Source organism: Tropicimonas omnivorans, assembly GCF_031846565.1.
GTDB classification, from domain to species: domain Bacteria; phylum Pseudomonadota; class Alphaproteobacteria; order Rhodobacterales; family Rhodobacteraceae; genus Tropicimonas_B; species Tropicimonas_B omnivorans.
Window position 1 is genome coordinate 731,505 of record NZ_JAVRHL010000003.1, and the last position, 15,357, is coordinate 746,861.

The following is a 15,357-nucleotide window of genomic DNA, read 5'->3' on the forward strand; positions in this document are numbered from 1 at the left end:
CAAGTCTGTCCTAGTAGAGCAGGCCGGGAAGCCAGAGCGCGAGGCCGGGCACCGCGAAGAGCAGGGCGATGAGGACGACGGGGGCGATCAGGAAGGGCAGGATCGCGCCGTAGAGCGTCTTCATCGGAACGTCGGGGGCCTGGGCCCGGATGATGAACAGGTTCATGCCGACCGGCGGCGTGATGAGGCCGAGTTCCACCAGCACCACGACGAAGACACCGAACCAGATCGGATCGTAGCCGAAGGAGACCACGACGGGGAGGAAGACGGGCACGGTGATCAGCACCATGCCGATCCCCTCGAGAAAACACCCAAGGACGATGTAGATCGCGATGATCAGCATCATCACGGTCCAGGCGGACAGGCCCGCGGCCTCGGCCAGCCCGAGGAGGTTGCCGGGCAGTCGCGTCTGCACCACGAAGTTCGAGAACAGCGTCGCGCCCACGATGATCATCAGAAGCGAGCACGAGACCAGCACGCTCGTCTGCACCGCCCGGATCAGTCCGGCCACGTCCAGCGAACCGCGCGCCATCCCGAGGACGATGGCGCCGAAGGCCCCGACGGAGGCGGCCTCGGTGGGGCTGAAGATGCCGGCATAGATCCCGCCGATGGTGAGCACGAAAAGAAGGATGAACTGCCATGGCTCCCGGAGCGCCCGCAGTCGGTCCCGGAAGCTTGCCGGACGCTCGACGGGCGCTGCCGATCCGCGGTTCGCGATGATCAGGGCGACGATGATGTAGAGGCCGAGAAGGACGAGGCCGGGGATCATCGAGGCCGCGAAGAGCCTCGCGACCGAGGTCTCGGTGATCGAGGCGTAGATCACGAGGATGATCGAGGGCGGGATGAGGATGCCGAGCGAGCCACCCGAGGCGACGGTCGCTGCCGAGTAGCCCCGATCGTAGCCGGCCGCGTCCATCTGGGGCAGGGCGATGCGGGTCATGCTGGCGGCGGTCGCGACGGAGCTGCCGCAGATCGCGCCGAAGGCACCGGAGGCGGTGAGCGTCGCGATCCCGAGCCCGCCGCGCAGTCCGGAAAGTAGAACCCGCGCGGCGTGGAAAAGCTCGGCGGACATGCGCGATCTGGTCGCGATCTCTCCCATCAGGATGAAGAGCGGTATGACCGAGAGATCATAGTTGGAGACCACGTCGAACATCGCGGTGCCGGCGAGGAATTTCGCCGAGGACAGCGAGTTGAGGATCAGGTTGCCGACCACCCCGATCGCGGCGAGCGCGAGCCAGACGGGCTGGCGCAGGAACAGCAGCACCAGCATCAGGCCGATGCCGGACAGGCCGATCGCGAATGGGGTCATGACTGGTCGCCCTCGAAAGGTGCCGCCGGGCGGGAGCGCAAGGCCAGGCGCAATTGCAGCAGGTAGGCCCAAAAGATGCCCAGCAGACCCGCGAACGCGATGACCCAGAGCGGCCATTTGGGGATGCCGAGTTCGAGGGACCGCTCGCCCCAGCGCCAGGCATCGAGCGCGGGCTGGATCATCGACCAGGCGAAGAAGACGAAGAGCAGGGCGCCGGCCAGAGCGGAAATCGTCCGCAGCGCCCTGAGGCCGGCGGTCGGCAGGAGCGGATCGATCAGGTCGATCAGGATCTCGCTGCGGCTCGACACGACCGGCACGATGCCGAACATCGCCATCACCAGAAGCGCGATGCTCACGGCGTCGTAAGCGCCCTGGACGGGAGTGTTGAAGACCGCCCGGAGGATGACGTCTCCGACGACGACGAGCATCATGGCGACGAGGGCGACGCAGGCGATGGCATGCATGGCACGGGTGATCGGGTCGGCCTTCGGGGCCGGAGGATGGTCGCTCATCGCCTGTCCTGACGTGAAGGGATGATGGAAAGGTTGGCGGCCCGACTGGTTCGGGCCGCCGTGGCGCACTTACTCGGTATAGGCGTCGAGGAAGGCTCTGCCGGTCTCGCCCGTGGGCTCCAGCGCGGCGTCCACGATGCCCTGGAAGGCGGAGCGGAGCTGGTCCAGTCCTGCCTCGTCGATCTCGACGAAGGTCACGCCGGCGTCTTCCATGTACTGCCGGCCCTCCTCCTCGCCTTCGTCCCACATCGCGCCGAACCAGGCGGCCCGGTCGGGGCCCGTGGTCTCATCGATGATTTGCCGGTTCTCGGGTGACAGGCGGTCGTAGGCTGCATCGCTCATCACCACCGCGAAGGTGGCGGAGGCGAGGCCGGGCTCCAGGGAGTACTGGGTGACCGGGCCGAGATCGAAGGCCTTCGTCGCTTCGAAGGGGAAGGTCGCGCCGTCGACCACGCCCTTGCCCATTGCGTCTGCCGACTGGGCCGGGGGCACGGGGACCGGAGAGGCCCCCATGGCTTCGATGATGCTCTGCCATGTGGAGCCGGCATACCGAATGCGCAGGCCGTCTAGGGCGCCCAGGTCGGTCGGGTCGACGTCGGCGGTGTGCACCTTCAGGGGCGGCGTAGCGGCCAGCCACAGGATGCGAGTGCCCCGGTGTTCGTCGGCGAGATAGTCCGGGGCCAGCTCCGTCAGCCGGCGGGAGGAGATCGCACTCTCATCGCCTTCCGAAGGATGCGTGAGCGGCAGGCCTGCAAGTTCGGTCATCGGGAAGCGGCCGGGGGTCAGGCCGTGCAGGAAGATGCCGATATCGGCGCCGCCGGACGAGACGATGTCGAACTGCCGTGGCGGCGGCCCGAGCTGTGCGGCGGGGAAGACCTCGAGCTCCAGCTCACCGCCGGACCGCTCGCCGATCTCCTCTCCCCATGCCTCGATGGCCTGGACGAAGGTATGCATCGGCGGCAGGAAGGTCGTGACCCTGAGGGTCTCGGCCGAGGCCTGCATGCCGGTGAATGCGGTCGCGAGCGCGGCCGTTGCAGCCAGTGTTTGCCTGATCATGGACGTCATGGTTTCCTCCCGGAACCTGCGGATCTCTGTCCGCGTGAAGTGCCGCCGGGCGTGGCGGCGTCGAACGTGCCGGACGGGCCGAAGCCCGACGGTCTTGATGCCGAGGTCGTGCGGCGCCGGGGCATCAGAAGGTGACCTTGTCGCCGCCCTTGAGGTCGAGGATCTCCCGGGCCTCGTCCGGCGTTGCGACCTCCGAGCCGAGATCCTCGACGATGCGGCGGATCTTCGCGACCTGCTGCGCATTGCTCTCGGCGAGCGTGCCGCGGCTGATGAAGAGGCTGTCCTCGAGGCCCACGCGGACGTGTCCGCCCATCTGGCTCGCCGTCGTCGCCATCGGTATCTGCGCCGCGCCGGCGGACAGGATCGACCAGCGGTAGGTGTCTCCGAAAAGCTTGTCCGCGGTCTTCTTCATGAAGACGAGGTTGTCGATATCCGCGCCGATGCCACCGAGGATCCCCATCACGAACTGGATGAAGACCGGCGCCTTGAAGAGCCCGATATCCATGCAGAACTTGAGGTTGTAGAGGTGCCCGACATCGTAGCATTCGTGCTCGAACTTGATGTCGTGGGGCGCCAGCGTCGTCGCCGCCTCCTCGATGTCCCGGAAGGTATTGCGGAAGATGTTGCCGTCCGAGCCCTCGACGTAGTCGCGCTCCCAGTCGAACTTCCACGTCTCGAAACGCTTCGCGAGCGGATGGAAGGAGAAGTTCATCGACCCCATGTTCATCGAGCACATCTCGGCCGAGAAGGTCGCGGCGGGCTTGATCCGGTCCTGGATCGACAGCGTCAGGGAGCCTCCGGTGGAAATGTTCACCACCGCATCCGTCGCCTGCTTCACACGGGGCAAGAACCCCATGAAGTCCTCCGGATCGACGGAGGGCGCGCCGGTCTCGGGGTCGCGCGCGTGAAGGTGCAGGATCGACGCGCCGGCCTCCGCGGCGGCCACGGCCTGTTCCGCGATGTCGTCGTAGGTATAAGGCAGGGCGTCCGACATGGTCGGGGTATGGATCGCGCCGGTGACGGCGCAGGTGATGATCGTCTTGGGTCGGGCCATGGTTAGTCCTTTGCGGAATCGTCGTCGCGCAGCCTCACGCGGAAGCCGAGCGGGAAGAGGTTGAGGTCCAGCCTGTCGCGCACGAGGCCCCAGAGGCCGCGGGGCGCCGTCAGCATCACCACGATGGCGACGAGGCCGAGGACGATGAGGTAGAGCGTGCCGAGATCGGCCAGCGTCTCGCGCAGCGCGAAGAAGATCAGCGTGCCGATGATCGGCCCCTCGAGGGTGCCGATGCCGCCGATCACGACGATGAAGATGACGAAGGCGGTCCAGTCGTTCACGCTGAAGGCCGCATCGGGAGAGATCCGCAGCTTCTGCAGGAAGATCAGTCCGCCGATGAGTGCGGTCAGCGCCGAGGTCACGACATAGACGACGAACTTCGTGCGCCATATGTCGATGCCGAGGGAGCGCGCGGCGAGTTCGTTGTCGCGGATCGCGGTGAGGGCGAGACCCTGCCGCGTGCGCAGGAAGAGATAGACCGCGGCGACCACCAGAACGGCTGCGCCGAGGGCCAGCCAGTAGCTCAGCGCCTCCCGTGCATCGCGGCTGTCGCCGAGCGAGCGGACGACGGCGATGGGCAGCGAAGAGCCGGACCCGCCCCCGAGCGCGCCGATCTGGGCGAAGGAGAGGCGGAAGACCTCCGCCATGACCCAGGTTCCGATGGCGAAATAGGCCCCGCGCAGGCGGAAGAGGAGGGCCGCGACCGGCATCGACACAAGCGCCGCCAGGACTGCGCCCAGAAGGATCGCCGGGATCGCGCCGAGCCCCGCGAAAATCGTCAGCGTGAACAGCATGTAGCCGCCGAAGCCGACATAGGCCTGCTGCCCCACCGAAACGAGACCGGCATAGCCCGCCATCAGGTTCCAGAGCGTCGCGAGCGCGAGGTAGAGGCTCATCTCCGCCATCAGCCGCAGCTCCGCGTTTCCGGCCCAGGTGGGCGCGGCGACGAGGATGATCAGGACGAGGGCTCCGAGAAGCGCCGCGATGCGTGCCGCGCGGGACGACCGGGTGACATGGAGATCCCGGACGCTCATCCGTTCATCCTCGGGAAGAGACCGTTCGGGCGCACCGCCAGCACCACGAGGAAGACGACGTGGCCCGCCAGCACCTGCCAGCCGGGGTTGATCTGCGCCCCGACGGCCTGCGCGACACCGAGGATCACGCCGCCGGCGAGCGTGCCCCAGAGATTTCCGAGCCCGCCGATGATCACCGCCTCGAAGCCGAAGATCAGCCGTCCGGGGCCTATGGAGGGGTCGAAGCTGGTGCGGATGCCGAGGAAGATGCCGGCGATGGCGGTGACCACGAGGGACAACGCCATGGCGAGCCCGAAGACATGCGCCTTGTTCAGCCCCATGAGCTGCGCGATCTCCTGGTTGTCGGAGGTCGCGCGGAAGGCCCGGCCGAGGGCCGTGCGGTAGAACACCCATTGCAGCCCCGCGATCACGGCGACGGCCACGGCGAAGGTGATCACCGGCAGCAGTCCCAGCGTCAGGCCCGCCACGTCGAAGGAGGCGGCCTCGAGGGCGCCCGCGTTCATTTTCTGAGGATCGGCCGAATAGACCTCCAGCAGGCCGTTCTGCAGGATCACGGAGATCCCGAACGTCGTGAGCAGGGGCGGGAGGATGTCCTCGCCCAGCGTCCGGTTCAGGACGACCCGCTGAAGCACGTAGCCGATCCCCGCCATCGCCGGGATCGCCACGATGAGTGTGACGAGAGGGTTGATGCCGAGCACGGTCGCCGCCGTCAGCCCGAGATACGCGGCAAGCACGATGAGATCGCCATGGGCAATGTTCACTAGCCGCATGACCCCGAAGATCAGGCTCAAACCGGCGGCAATGAGCGTGTAGAGCCCGCCGAGCAGGGTTCCCTGAACGATGACGTTGATCCAGTCCATCACGCGATTCCGAAATAGGCGCGGGAGATCTCTTCCCGCGAGACCGTGCACGAGGCACCTTCGAGGGAGACGCGCCCTTCCTGCAGGCAGTAGACCCGCGAGGAGACCGAGAGCGCCTTGGCGATATCCTGCTCGACGATGATTGCGCTCATCCCGCCAGCGACGATGCCGGGCAGGGCGTCGTAGATGCTGCGTATGATGATCGGTGCGAGGCCCAGGCTGATCTCGTCGAAGAGGATCAGGTCCGGGTTGGCCATGAGCGCCCGCCCGATGGCCACCATCTGCTGCTGCCCGCCCGAGAGGGAGGTGGATGGTTGTGCGCGGCGGTCCTTCAGGACGGGAAAGAGGTCGTAGACCGCAGCGAGGGACCAGGGCCCGTCCCGCTTCACGCGGCCGCCTATCAGCAGGTTCTCCTCCACCGAGAGCGAGGGGAAGAGCTGCCGGCCTTCGGGAACGAGAGCGATGCCCAGACCTGCGATCTGGTCCGCCCTGAGCGCACCGATGGGGCGGCCCCTGTAGACGATCTGGTCCGGTCCGTTCGCCATCAGGCCGGCGATGGAGCGCAGAAGCGTGGACTTGCCGGCCCCGTTCGCCCCGATGATCGCCATAACCTCGCCCTCGCCCAGTGTCAGGTCCACACCGTAGAGCGCCTGGAAATCGCCGTAACGGGCGTCGAGGGCGCTGATCTGGAGAATGGGATCAGGCATCGGCATCGAGCCCCAGGTAGATCGACCGCACCTCGTCGCTGTCCATCGTGCGCCGCGGATCGCCATCGGCAATCTTGCGGCCGAAATCGATCACCACGAGCCGCTCCACGACGCGCAGGAGCGCGTGCACCACGTGCTCGATCCAGATGATGGAGATGCCGCCGGATCGAATGTCCTTGATGGTCTGGACGAGGGTGCCGCATTCGGCCTCGGTCAGCCCACCGGCGATCTCGTCGAGGAGGAGAAGCTTCGGCCGGGCACAGAGCGCGCGGGTCATTTCGAGGCGCTTGCGATCGAGAAGAGTGAGGCTGCCGGCGGCGGTGTTCGCCTTGGGGAGCAGTCCCGTCTGGTCCAGTATCGCAAGGCAATGCCGCTCGGCCGCGCGTCCGCCCAGACCCGCGGCGCCGGTGGCGGCGACCATGGCGTTCTCGAAGACGGTCATGTGCGTGAAGGGCTGCGGCACCTGGAAGCTGCGCGCGATGCCCATGCGGCTGCGTCTTGCGGCGGAGAGCCCGGTGACGTCCTGCCCGTCGAACTGGATGCGCCCGCTGTCGGGCGCCAGCGTTCCGGTGATGAGATTGAACATGGAGGTCTTGCCGGCGCCGTTCGGCCCGATCACGCCCACCGCCTCGCCGGCGGCCAGCTCGAGGCCCAGCGCGTCCGCGACGATCACGGACCCGAAGGCCTTGTTCAGAGTGTCCAGTTTCAGAACCGTGCTCATCGCGTACCTTGATGGGCTGTGGGAACGGGGAGATGGCGGGCCGGCTTCCCGGCCCGCATCGGCATCAGAGCAAGTCCAGCTCGCCCGTGACCGGGATGTCGGGGGCATGGTCGTTGGCCACGATCCTGAGATCGAAACCGTCGCCCTCCCGCTGCCACTGCCCCCCGACGAGGGGCGTCTTGGCAACGTTCTTCACCGGGCCCGCGGCCCAGCTGAGCGGGCCGACGACGGTCCGAAGGTCGGTGGCGGCGATGGCCTCCGTAATGGCGCGCGGATCTTCCAGGTCCCCGGCCCGCCCGATCACGTCCGCCATCACTTCGAAGAGCGCGTGCTTGAAGCCGATCGGCTGCGTCCAGGGGCGGCCCGACGCGGCGACGTAGCCGTCGGCAAGCTCCTTCGCGCTCTCGCCGGTCAGCGACGAGGAGAAGGGATGCGACGGCGACCACCAGACCTCCGAGGTCAGCCCGTCGCCCCGGGCCCCGAGGGACTCGATCACCGAGGGGAAGAGCAGCGCCTTGCCGATGGTCGCGACCTTGGGCGCAAAGCCCTGCTGCGCCGCCTGTGCCCAGAAGGTCGTGAAGTCCGGCGGGATCATGTTGCCGGTGACGATCTCGCAGCCCGCGTCCCTGAAGGCGGCGATGTAGGTGCTGAAATCGTCCGACAGCGGCTGGTAGCGTCCGGGATCGACGAGCGTGTAGCCGGCGGCCGTCAGCTCCGGCGGCAGGCCCCGCTCGGGATCGCCCCACGCGTTGCCGTCCGCGTCGTTGGGAAAGAGCAGGCCGACATTCTCCTCCACGCCGGACATGCCCCACATGTCGAGGAAGACGGCGATGACGTCCTCCAGCCCCCAGAAGAAGTGGTAGGTGTAGTCGAAGCCCTCGCCCGGAACGCCGTTGCGCCCGAAGAAATAGGGCTGCCACGGGCAATCCGTGGTGATGCAGGGCACCTCCATGATCTCGGCCTGATCGGAGACGGGGTTCACGGTATCGGGGGTGGACGCGGCGAGGATGATGTCCACCTCGTCGCCCAGGATCAGATCCGCCGCGACTTCGGAGGCGCGGTTGGGATTCGACTGGCTGTCCTTCGAGATGATCTCGATGTCCCAGCTCTTGCCGTTGTTCTCGATGCCGCCCGCAAGCTGCTCCCGAATGGCGCCGATGACGTAATCGTCCGCCTCGGCGAACCCGGCAAGGGGACCGGTCCTGGGGCTGACATGCCCGACGCGGAGCGTCGGGCTCTGGGCGTAGGCGCGGGTACTCCGCAGGATCGCCGGGGCCGCGAGCAGGGCGCTGCCGCCCGCCATGAAGCGCCGCCGCGTGGGGGCGATGATGGACCGTTTCATTGTCGTACTCCTCCCTCTTCAGCCGGCCTCCCAACCGGCGGTGATCAATCCGGCAGTATCTCTCCCAACTGCCGCAGATGGGTCGTCACGCGCGCGCGGACCCGGTCGGCTTCCTCCGGCGTCCACCTCCGAAATCCCTCGCCGGTCTTCATCCCCAGCTTGCCCTCGGACACGAGCCGCTCGAGATAGGGCGAGGGGCCGGGGCGGTGCTCCAGATCGGCCAGCACGGTCTGATGGATGTCGAGCGTGAGGTCCGTGCCGACGAGATCGGCATTCTCCAGTGGCCCGAGAACCGCGAGACGCCGCCCGAAACAGGACTTCACGACCATGTCGACTGAGGCCGCGTCACAAATCCCGCGTTCGACGAGGCTGATGGCTTCGCGCCAGAGCGCATGTTGAAGGCGATTGCCGATGAAGCCGGGCACGTCCTTCTCGACACGCACGGGCGTCTTGCCGGCATCGGACAGAAGCCCCATGACGGCGTCGACCGCACTCTCGGAGGTGTCGGCCGTGCGGATGACCTCGACGAGCGGGATCAGGTGCGGCGGATTCCACCAGTGGGTGCCGAGGGCGCGGGACCTGTCCTTCAGCTTCGACATGATGTCGGTGATCGGCATGACGGAGGTGTTGGAGGCGAAGATGCACTCCGCGGGGGCATGGGCTTCCACCTCGGCGAAGATCGCCTGCTTCAGCTCCATCTTCTCCGGCGCCGCCTCGAACACGACGCGCGCGCCCGCGACGGCGGAGGCGGGGCTGCCGGCAATCTCGATCTTCTTGAGGATCTTCGCGATCCGCGCATCGCTTTCTCCCAGTCCCGCGAGGCTTGCCGCGATCCGCGCCGAGACGGTTGCGCGCGCCTCGGGGTCCGGATCGGTGATCGCGACATACTGGCCCGCGCGGGCGAGGGTCAGCGCGATGCCATGGCCCATGAGGCCTGCACCGATCACCGCGATCTGGAGGTTCTTCTCGCCCATCCCCGTCACCCCGCCGTATATCCGCCGTCGGCGTAGAGGATGTGGCCCGTGTAGAAGTCGCTGGCCTTCGAGGCGAGAAAGAGGAGGGGACCCGCAAGGTCTTCCGGCTCCCCCAGCCGGCCTTTCGGCACGCGGGCGAGGAACCCCTTGCGGACCTCGCGGGCCTTCTCGGTATCCTCGAACATCCACTGGGTGAGCGGGGAACGGAAGACGGTGGGGGCGATGGCATTCACCGTGATCCCCTGCGGGCCGAGTTCGCAGCCGAGTGCCTTGGTGATCCCGTCCACGGCCGCCTTCGAGGCGCAATAGGCGGTGTAACCCGCCGGGTGCCCCAGAAGCCCGCGGGCGGAGCTCACGAGGACGATCTTGCCGCCCCCTTGCTCTTTCATCTGGACCGTCGCGGCGCGGGCGAGGAGCCAGCTTTGCGTGACGTTGGCATCCATGACGGAGGTGAAGGTCTCGGGCTCCATCTCGTCGATCGGGGCGACCTTGTTCATGCCGGACGCGACGACGAGGATATCGAGCGCCCCGTAGGCATCGACGGCCTGCCGAACGAGATCGGAGCAGGCGGCCTCGTCAACGGGGCGCGCATTGATCGCTGTGACCTCGGCGCCGATCTCGCGGCACTCGTCGCAGATCTCCTCGAGCGAGGTTTCGTTCCCGGCGACCAGCACCAGCTTGCAGCCGGCTCCCGCCAGGACGCGGGCCGCGACCATGCCGAAGGCGCCCGACGCGCCGGTGATGAGCGCGACCTTGCCGGACACCTCGAACATCGACAGGGGGGATTTCGACGTGTTCATTCTCAGTTCTCCGGCGGGTAGGGCATGACGACCAGCATCTTGCAGACGTGGTTCGATCGGTTCTCGATCCGGCGGGTCTGGCCGGGCGGGATGGTGAGGCTGTCCATGGGCCCGAGGGTCTCGGTCCTGCCGTCCCACTCGACGGTCATTTCGCCCTCGATGACGACATACACCTTCTCGATCGGAGTGCTGTCGGGGCCGGCCCCGCCACCTGGCAGGAACTGACTGAATCCGACCCACTGGTTCCGGGGCCCATTCTCCTCGAAACCCTGCAGCCTGAGGCCGTGGACCCCCCAGTGATTGGGAGCCTCGTACGGCGTCGCGTCCTCGAACCGCTTCAGTAACATTTCTTGCCCTCCCCGGCGTGTGCGCCTTACTGCTCTGGCGGCGTGACGATAACGTCGTCGCCAATCTCGAACCGCATCAGATCCTCGGCGACGACGAGAGGACCGTCATAGGTTTCGCGCGTCATCGAGACGAGCTCCTCCGTCGAGAGCGGCGGAATGCCCGGCCGGCCAAGCAGGACGAGATGCGTCAGGGCCGCCATTTTCGGCGCGGCAGCGGCAAAGATCTCGCCAGCCTCATGCGGCAGTGTGTGGTGTGCCAGGATAAGCTGGATCGGCGGTTTCGCAGCCAGTTCGGGGCGCGCGGCACCGACGCTGTGCAGCAGAAGATCGGCGCCCTTGGCGACCTCAGCCACCCGGTCATCCTTCTTGGTGTCGCCGCTGATCACGACGGTATGGTCCTGATATTCGATTGAGTATCCATAGTTTGGTGTGATCTCGTCACCGTGGTCACTTTCGAAAGCGGTCACGACGACACCGCCCTCGTCGAAGACGACGCCAGGCTGATCGAAAGACGTCACATCGATCTCGGTGCCTTCGGGCGGCAGGTTCTGGTCCGCGACGCGGATGCGGATGTCGTCGGCGAAAGCGATCCTGTGGCCTTCGATCAATGCCTCGATACCGGTGGGACCGGTGACGTTGAGCGGCACTTTGCGCGCGCCCCCTGCGGGGAGCCAGGACATCAACCAGAAGTCACCGAACCCGACGGTATGATCCGAGTGGTAGTGGGTAAAGAAGACCTCTTCGATCGAGGCCGGCGAGACACCCGCCTGCGCAAGCCGCACCACCGCGCCGCGACCGGTGTCGAACAGCAGCCTGTGCTCCCCGGCCTCCACCAGAATGCTCTGGCTGTAGCGGTCCGGGCTCAGGATCGGCGCGCCGGTCCCCAGGGTCGTCACGACAATGGCCGGATCTGCGGCCGGATCTGCATCCTGCGCCGACAAGGACGCTGCCGTCAGGGCGACGAACGCCCCCGCGACGACAGTCCGCACCGGAAACTTCGGTATTCTGATCATCTTTTCTCTCCCCCTGAGGCTGGCGCGCTACAGGCGCCAGCCCAATCAAGCTTGCAGCATCCGTCCGGTGATGCAGGCGCTTCGGCTCAGAAACTTTCGCCGGCCTCGATCCGGTAGTGCTGGCCCTGGTCGATCATCGCCACCAGACGGATGATGCAGCCGTCGCCGCGGTCCCAGTTCCACGGGAAGAACGCGAAGGTGCAGCGTTTGCCACTCACCGCGTCGAGGTCGCCGCCGACATTCTCGATCCCCAGGATTCCGTTCCGGAACAGCGTGTTGTGGACCGGCTCCCAATCGGGGAAATCGTCTTTCCAGTCCCGGCCGCCGGACCATTCCCGGTACTCGTCCGCGAGGTGCGGGAGCAGGGGGCCGTTGCGTTGCGGGCCGATTGCGGTTGCGAGCGGATGGTCGTTGGCCTGCGTGTCATGGCCCACAACCTTGATCTTCTTCTCCACCATCCAGTCGGCGGCGGATTGGACGAACCCGGGACAATAGGCGAAGTAATCCCCGTCCTCGTACTCGTGATGCCAGCCGGTGTTCACGATCAGCACGTCGTTCTCGCGGACGGCGTGGCCGCACGCCTTCTCCAGATCGTCCCCGGTGATCGGCTCCCACTTCTCCTTCGGCAGGGGCACCACGAGGCCGGAGCCGAAGAAATGCGGCAGCGGCACTTCGTCGATGAAGGGGGTCTTCGGCACGACGTGGGCGGGCGCGTCGATATGGGTGGTGACGTGCATGGTGTGGGTCAGCGTCTGGCTGAGCACGCCCGACTTGGCCATGTAATGCGTGCGCTCGATTTGCACGTCCTTGAAATACGGCCAGTTCGGCGCCTGATACCCGAACCGATGGCTGAGGTTGTAGAACTCCAGCCCCATCGCGTTGTCGGTGTTGCCCTGGAATTCGATGCCTCGAATTTCGACCATCGTGCAGTTCTCCTCCGTTCACCGCCGAGGGCGATGTCTGTGCAAAATCAGGTGGTAGGTGACGTTCCTCCCGTCGGGGTCGATGCTGATGGATAACCGTATCGCGGTCAATAATTAATTGAACTGCCGGAAATAGTACCGCATGGTGGTACATCTTTAGGGTGAACGGTCGGAGTTGGGAACGTAAATGGACGCTCAAGAGCAGAAGCAGGGCCGAAGCGGCATACAGGTCATTCACCGGGCCGCACGCATCCTTCGGGTGCTCCGCGGGGCGCCCGAAGGACTGAGTCTCGCCGGGATATCGGAGGAGGCGGACCTACCGCGTTCCACGGTCCAGCGGATCGTCGGCGCGCTGCAGACCGAACGGCTCGTGGCCACCGGGGAGAACGGCCGGCTGGTGCGTCTCGGGCCTGGCGTGAGCGAGCTTGCGCCGCGCCCTGACCGCTCCGTGATCGATCTGTGCCGCCCTCTGCTTGCGACGCTGGCGCGGGAGACCGGTGAAACCGCGGATCTCTCCGCCCTGCGGGGCGGCGAAATGGTGTTCCTCGATCAGGTCGCCGGCAGTCACCGCCTGCGCACCGTTTCCTTCGTCGGCGAGGCGTTTCCGTTGACCGCCACCGCCAACGGCCGGGCCGCTCTGGCCGAGCTGCCGCCGGATCGCGCCGCCGCGCTCGCCGAGGCGGAGTGGCGCAAGATCGGTCGGACGGCCCAGCCGGAGAGGCTCCCGGACCTTCTGGAGCGGATCAGGGCAGGCGGCCTTGCGGCCGATCTGGACGAACACACCTCGGGTATCTCCGCCCTCGGGTTTGCCTTCACCGACCCTGCCGGGGACATCTACGCCATCTCGGTTCCGGTCCCCACCAGCCGCTTCAAGGGCGTGAAGGACCGCGTCGAGACCGCGCTGCGGCGCACGAAGGAGGCCCTGACCCGGAAAGAGGAGGAGGCGCCGCAGTGAGCCTTCCGCAGTGACCGCGGGGCTCGCGTGACCCCTGAAGCGCCCATGCCGGCGCCCGGCGCGTGAGGGGACGGCAGCCGATTCAGGTCCGTCCCACCATGGCGGCGGGAGAAATTTCGTTTAGGTTACTCGCAGAGAGAAAGACCAATCCGACCAAACTGCAGGGCACCTACATGACCTTCCGCTCCACGATGTCTCGCCAGGGCCGCGGCTACGCACTCGCCGCGATGACCACCGCGTCCGCGCTGGCGCTGTCCGCCGCTGCCGGCCTCGCGCAGGATTACGATCCCGAGGCCGTCATCAATATCGGCTCGCTCTACGAGCCGCAGAACCTCGACAACACCGCCGGTGCCGGGCAGGGCATCAACGAAGCCTTCAACGGCAACGTCTACGAGGGGCTCTTCGTCCTGACCGACGAGGGCGAGGTCGAGCCGAAGCTGGTCGAGGACTACGAGATCAGCGAAGACGGGCTGACCTACACCTTCACATTGAAAGACGGCGTGAGCTTCCATTCGGGCGAGCCGATGACCGCCGCGGATGTGAAAAGCTCCATCGAGCGTGTGACGGCGGAGAGCTCGGCCAGCTCCCGCAAGAGCAGCCTCGCGGTGATCGAGAGCGTCGAGGCGCCGGATGACGGCACCGTGGTCGTCACGCTGACGACCCCATCGATATCGCTGCCCTACAACCTCTCCTACGTCTGGATCGTGAACGACGCGGCAGAGAACATCAGTTCGGCCGAGGACGGCACCGGCCCCTATACACTTCAGGAATGGCGCCGAGGTTCGGCGCTCTCCATGGTGCCGTTCGAGGAGTATTGGGGCGACGCGCCCACCAATGGCGGCGTGATGTTCCAGTACTTCACGGATGCCACCGCGCAGAACAACGCGCTCCTGACGGGTGCGGTCGACATCATCACCTCGATCCAGAGCCCCGACGCGCTGTCCCAGTTCACGGACAATCCGGATTTCACCGTCTCCGAAGGCGCGTCCACGACCAAGGAACTGATGGCCTACAACGACCGGGTGGAGCCGTTCGACGACCCGCAGGTCCGGTCGGCCCTTGCCCGCGCCGTGGACAACGAGCGTCTCCTGCAGGCGATCTGGGGGGATTACGGCACGCTCATCGGCTCCTTCGTGCCGCCGACCGACCCGTGGTACGTCGATCTGACGGACGTCAACGCCTACGACCCCGGGAGCGCCAGGGAGATGCTGGAAGAGGCGGGCTACCCGGATGGCTTCTCCTTCACCCTCGACACGCCCGATTACGACCCGCACCCCGTGGTCGCGCAGTTCCTGCAGAACGAGCTGGCCGAGGTCGGTGTCGATGTCAGCATCAACATCATCACCGCCAACGAGTGGTATACCAAGATCTACCAGCAGCAGGACTTCGAGGCGACGTTGCAGGAGCACGTCAACCACCGCGACATCGTCTTCTACGGCAACCCGGACTTCTACTGGGGCTACGACAATGCCGAGGTCCAGCGTCTGATCTCCGAGTCCGAGAGCGTCTCCAGCATGGAGGAGCAGACCGAGATGCTGACCGAGGCGAACCGGATCATCGCCGAGGACGCCGCCAGCATGTGGCTCTACCTCTATCCGCAGATCGTCGTCTCGACGTCTAACGTCACGGGATACCCGCTGAACGGGCTGAACTCCCAGTTCTTCGTGGCGGACATCCAGAAGGCCGAGTAAGGCCCTGATCCGGAGCCGCCAGACCTGCGGCGGCTCCGTTTTCGCGTTCG

Annotated in this window: 16 protein-coding genes; 2 read left to right on the forward strand and 14 right to left on the reverse strand. The window is 66.4% G+C overall.

The genetic code is table 11. The features are described from left to right. Positions 1-10 precede the first annotated feature (10 nt). The 14 genes from RM543_RS14075 to RM543_RS14140 all read right to left on the reverse strand — a co-directional run bounded on the left by RM543_RS14075 (position 11) and on the right by RM543_RS14140 (position 12,661). Positions 11-1,309 (reverse strand): TRAP transporter large permease, encoded by a 1,299-nt coding sequence (locus RM543_RS14075; protein ID WP_311692710.1) that lies wholly within the window; start codon positions 1,307-1,309, stop codon positions 11-13. Next, on the reverse strand, positions 1,306-1,821 hold the full coding sequence (locus RM543_RS14080; protein ID WP_311692711.1) for a TRAP transporter small permease: 516 nt from the start codon (positions 1,819-1,821) through the stop codon (positions 1,306-1,308). Before RM543_RS14080 ends, RM543_RS14075 begins: the two co-directional genes overlap by 4 nt. 69 nt (positions 1,822-1,890) lie before the next feature. Continuing rightward, positions 1,891-2,886, reverse strand: coding sequence for a TRAP transporter substrate-binding protein (locus RM543_RS14085; protein ID WP_311692712.1), 996 nt, complete (start codon positions 2,884-2,886; stop codon positions 1,891-1,893). A 124-nt stretch (positions 2,887-3,010) separates the two neighbouring features. Next, a complete protein-coding gene (gene kce / locus RM543_RS14090) occupies positions 3,011-3,940 on the reverse strand; it encodes a 3,5-dioxohexanoate:acetyl-CoA acetone transferase (RefSeq protein WP_311692713.1) in 930 nt (309 codons plus the stop codon). A gap of 2 nt (positions 3,941-3,942) precedes the next feature. Next, positions 3,943-4,974, reverse strand: coding sequence for a branched-chain amino acid ABC transporter permease (locus tag RM543_RS14095; protein ID WP_311692715.1), 1,032 nt, complete (start codon positions 4,972-4,974; stop codon positions 3,943-3,945). Then, entirely contained in the window at positions 4,971-5,834 is an 864-nt protein-coding gene (locus RM543_RS14100; RefSeq protein ID WP_311692717.1) for a branched-chain amino acid ABC transporter permease, read from the reverse strand. The genes RM543_RS14095 and RM543_RS14100 overlap by 4 nt, the downstream gene beginning before the upstream one ends. Then, the gene (locus RM543_RS14105) at positions 5,834-6,541 is read right to left on the reverse strand and encodes an ABC transporter ATP-binding protein (protein WP_311692719.1); all 708 of its coding nucleotides are present in this window, start codon (positions 6,539-6,541) and stop codon (positions 5,834-5,836) included. Before RM543_RS14105 ends, RM543_RS14100 begins: the two co-directional genes overlap by 1 nt. Next, the gene (locus RM543_RS14110) at positions 6,534-7,262 is read right to left on the reverse strand and encodes an ABC transporter ATP-binding protein (protein ID WP_311692721.1); all 729 of its coding nucleotides are present in this window, start codon (positions 7,260-7,262) and stop codon (positions 6,534-6,536) included. Before RM543_RS14110 ends, RM543_RS14105 begins: the two co-directional genes overlap by 8 nt. A 64-nt stretch (positions 7,263-7,326) precedes the next feature. Beyond that, positions 7,327-8,604 (reverse strand): ABC transporter substrate-binding protein, encoded by a 1,278-nt coding sequence (locus RM543_RS14115; protein ID WP_311692723.1) that lies wholly within the window; start codon positions 8,602-8,604, stop codon positions 7,327-7,329. 44 nt (positions 8,605-8,648) lie between these two features. Then, positions 8,649-9,578 (reverse strand): 3-hydroxyacyl-CoA dehydrogenase family protein, encoded by a 930-nt coding sequence (locus RM543_RS14120; protein WP_311692725.1) that lies wholly within the window; start codon positions 9,576-9,578, stop codon positions 8,649-8,651. Between the two features lie 5 nt (positions 9,579-9,583). After that, on the reverse strand, positions 9,584-10,378 hold the full coding sequence (locus tag RM543_RS14125; RefSeq protein WP_311692727.1) for an SDR family NAD(P)-dependent oxidoreductase: 795 nt from the start codon (positions 10,376-10,378) through the stop codon (positions 9,584-9,586). A gap of 2 nt (positions 10,379-10,380) precedes the next feature. Next, positions 10,381-10,725: a cupin domain-containing protein gene (locus tag RM543_RS14130; protein WP_311692729.1), complete on the reverse strand. Its 345-nt coding sequence runs from the start codon at positions 10,723-10,725 to the stop codon at positions 10,381-10,383. A gap of 26 nt (positions 10,726-10,751) precedes the next feature. Further along, positions 10,752-11,738: an MBL fold metallo-hydrolase gene (locus tag RM543_RS14135; protein WP_311692731.1), complete on the reverse strand. Its 987-nt coding sequence runs from the start codon at positions 11,736-11,738 to the stop codon at positions 10,752-10,754. 86 nt (positions 11,739-11,824) lie between these two features. Next, positions 11,825-12,661, reverse strand: a complete 837-nt coding sequence (locus tag RM543_RS14140) for a cyclase family protein (RefSeq protein ID WP_311692733.1) — start codon at positions 12,659-12,661, stop codon at positions 11,825-11,827. 187 nt (positions 12,662-12,848) lie between these two features. Between RM543_RS14140 and RM543_RS14145 the strand changes: the two genes are divergently transcribed. After that, the gene (locus tag RM543_RS14145) at positions 12,849-13,616 is read left to right on the forward strand and encodes an IclR family transcriptional regulator (protein ID WP_311692735.1); all 768 of its coding nucleotides are present in this window, start codon (positions 12,849-12,851) and stop codon (positions 13,614-13,616) included. Positions 13,617-13,789: 173 nt separating this feature from the next. Continuing rightward, positions 13,790-15,307: an ABC transporter substrate-binding protein gene (locus RM543_RS14150; RefSeq protein WP_311692737.1), complete on the forward strand. Its 1,518-nt coding sequence runs from the start codon at positions 13,790-13,792 to the stop codon at positions 15,305-15,307. Positions 15,308-15,357: the final 50 nt, after the last annotated feature.

Bases quoted from the DNA above. Each gene is read 5' to 3' on its own strand.
- RM543_RS14075 (WP_311692710.1), bottom strand. From the start codon at position 1,309: ATGACCCCATTCGCGATCGGCCTGTCCGGCATCGGCCTGATGCTGGTG.
- RM543_RS14080 (WP_311692711.1), bottom strand. From the start codon at position 1,821: ATGAGCGACCATCCTCCGGCCCCGAAGGCCGACCCGATCACCCGTGCC.
- RM543_RS14085 (WP_311692712.1), bottom strand. From the start codon at position 2,886: ATGACGTCCATGATCAGGCAAACACTGGCTGCAACGGCCGCGCTCGCG.
- kce (WP_311692713.1), bottom strand. From the start codon at position 3,940: ATGGCCCGACCCAAGACGATCATCACCTGCGCCGTCACCGGCGCGATC.
- RM543_RS14095 (WP_311692715.1), bottom strand. From the start codon at position 4,974: ATGAGCGTCCGGGATCTCCATGTCACCCGGTCGTCCCGCGCGGCACGC.
- RM543_RS14100 (WP_311692717.1), bottom strand. From the start codon at position 5,834: ATGGACTGGATCAACGTCATCGTTCAGGGAACCCTGCTCGGCGGGCTC.
- RM543_RS14105 (WP_311692719.1), bottom strand. From the start codon at position 6,541: ATGCCTGATCCCATTCTCCAGATCAGCGCCCTCGACGCCCGTTACGGC.
- RM543_RS14110 (WP_311692721.1), bottom strand. From the start codon at position 7,262: ATGAGCACGGTTCTGAAACTGGACACTCTGAACAAGGCCTTCGGGTCC.
- RM543_RS14115 (WP_311692723.1), bottom strand. From the start codon at position 8,604: ATGAAACGGTCCATCATCGCCCCCACGCGGCGGCGCTTCATGGCGGGC.
- RM543_RS14120 (WP_311692725.1), bottom strand. From the start codon at position 9,578: ATGGGCGAGAAGAACCTCCAGATCGCGGTGATCGGTGCAGGCCTCATG.
- RM543_RS14125 (WP_311692727.1), bottom strand. From the start codon at position 10,378: ATGAACACGTCGAAATCCCCCCTGTCGATGTTCGAGGTGTCCGGCAAG.
- RM543_RS14130 (WP_311692729.1), bottom strand. From the start codon at position 10,725: ATGTTACTGAAGCGGTTCGAGGACGCGACGCCGTACGAGGCTCCCAAT.
- RM543_RS14135 (WP_311692731.1), bottom strand. From the start codon at position 11,738: ATGATCAGAATACCGAAGTTTCCGGTGCGGACTGTCGTCGCGGGGGCG.
- RM543_RS14140 (WP_311692733.1), bottom strand. From the start codon at position 12,661: ATGGTCGAAATTCGAGGCATCGAATTCCAGGGCAACACCGACAACGCG.
- RM543_RS14145 (WP_311692735.1), top strand. From the start codon at position 12,849: ATGGACGCTCAAGAGCAGAAGCAGGGCCGAAGCGGCATACAGGTCATT.
- RM543_RS14150 (WP_311692737.1), top strand. From the start codon at position 13,790: ATGACCTTCCGCTCCACGATGTCTCGCCAGGGCCGCGGCTACGCACTC.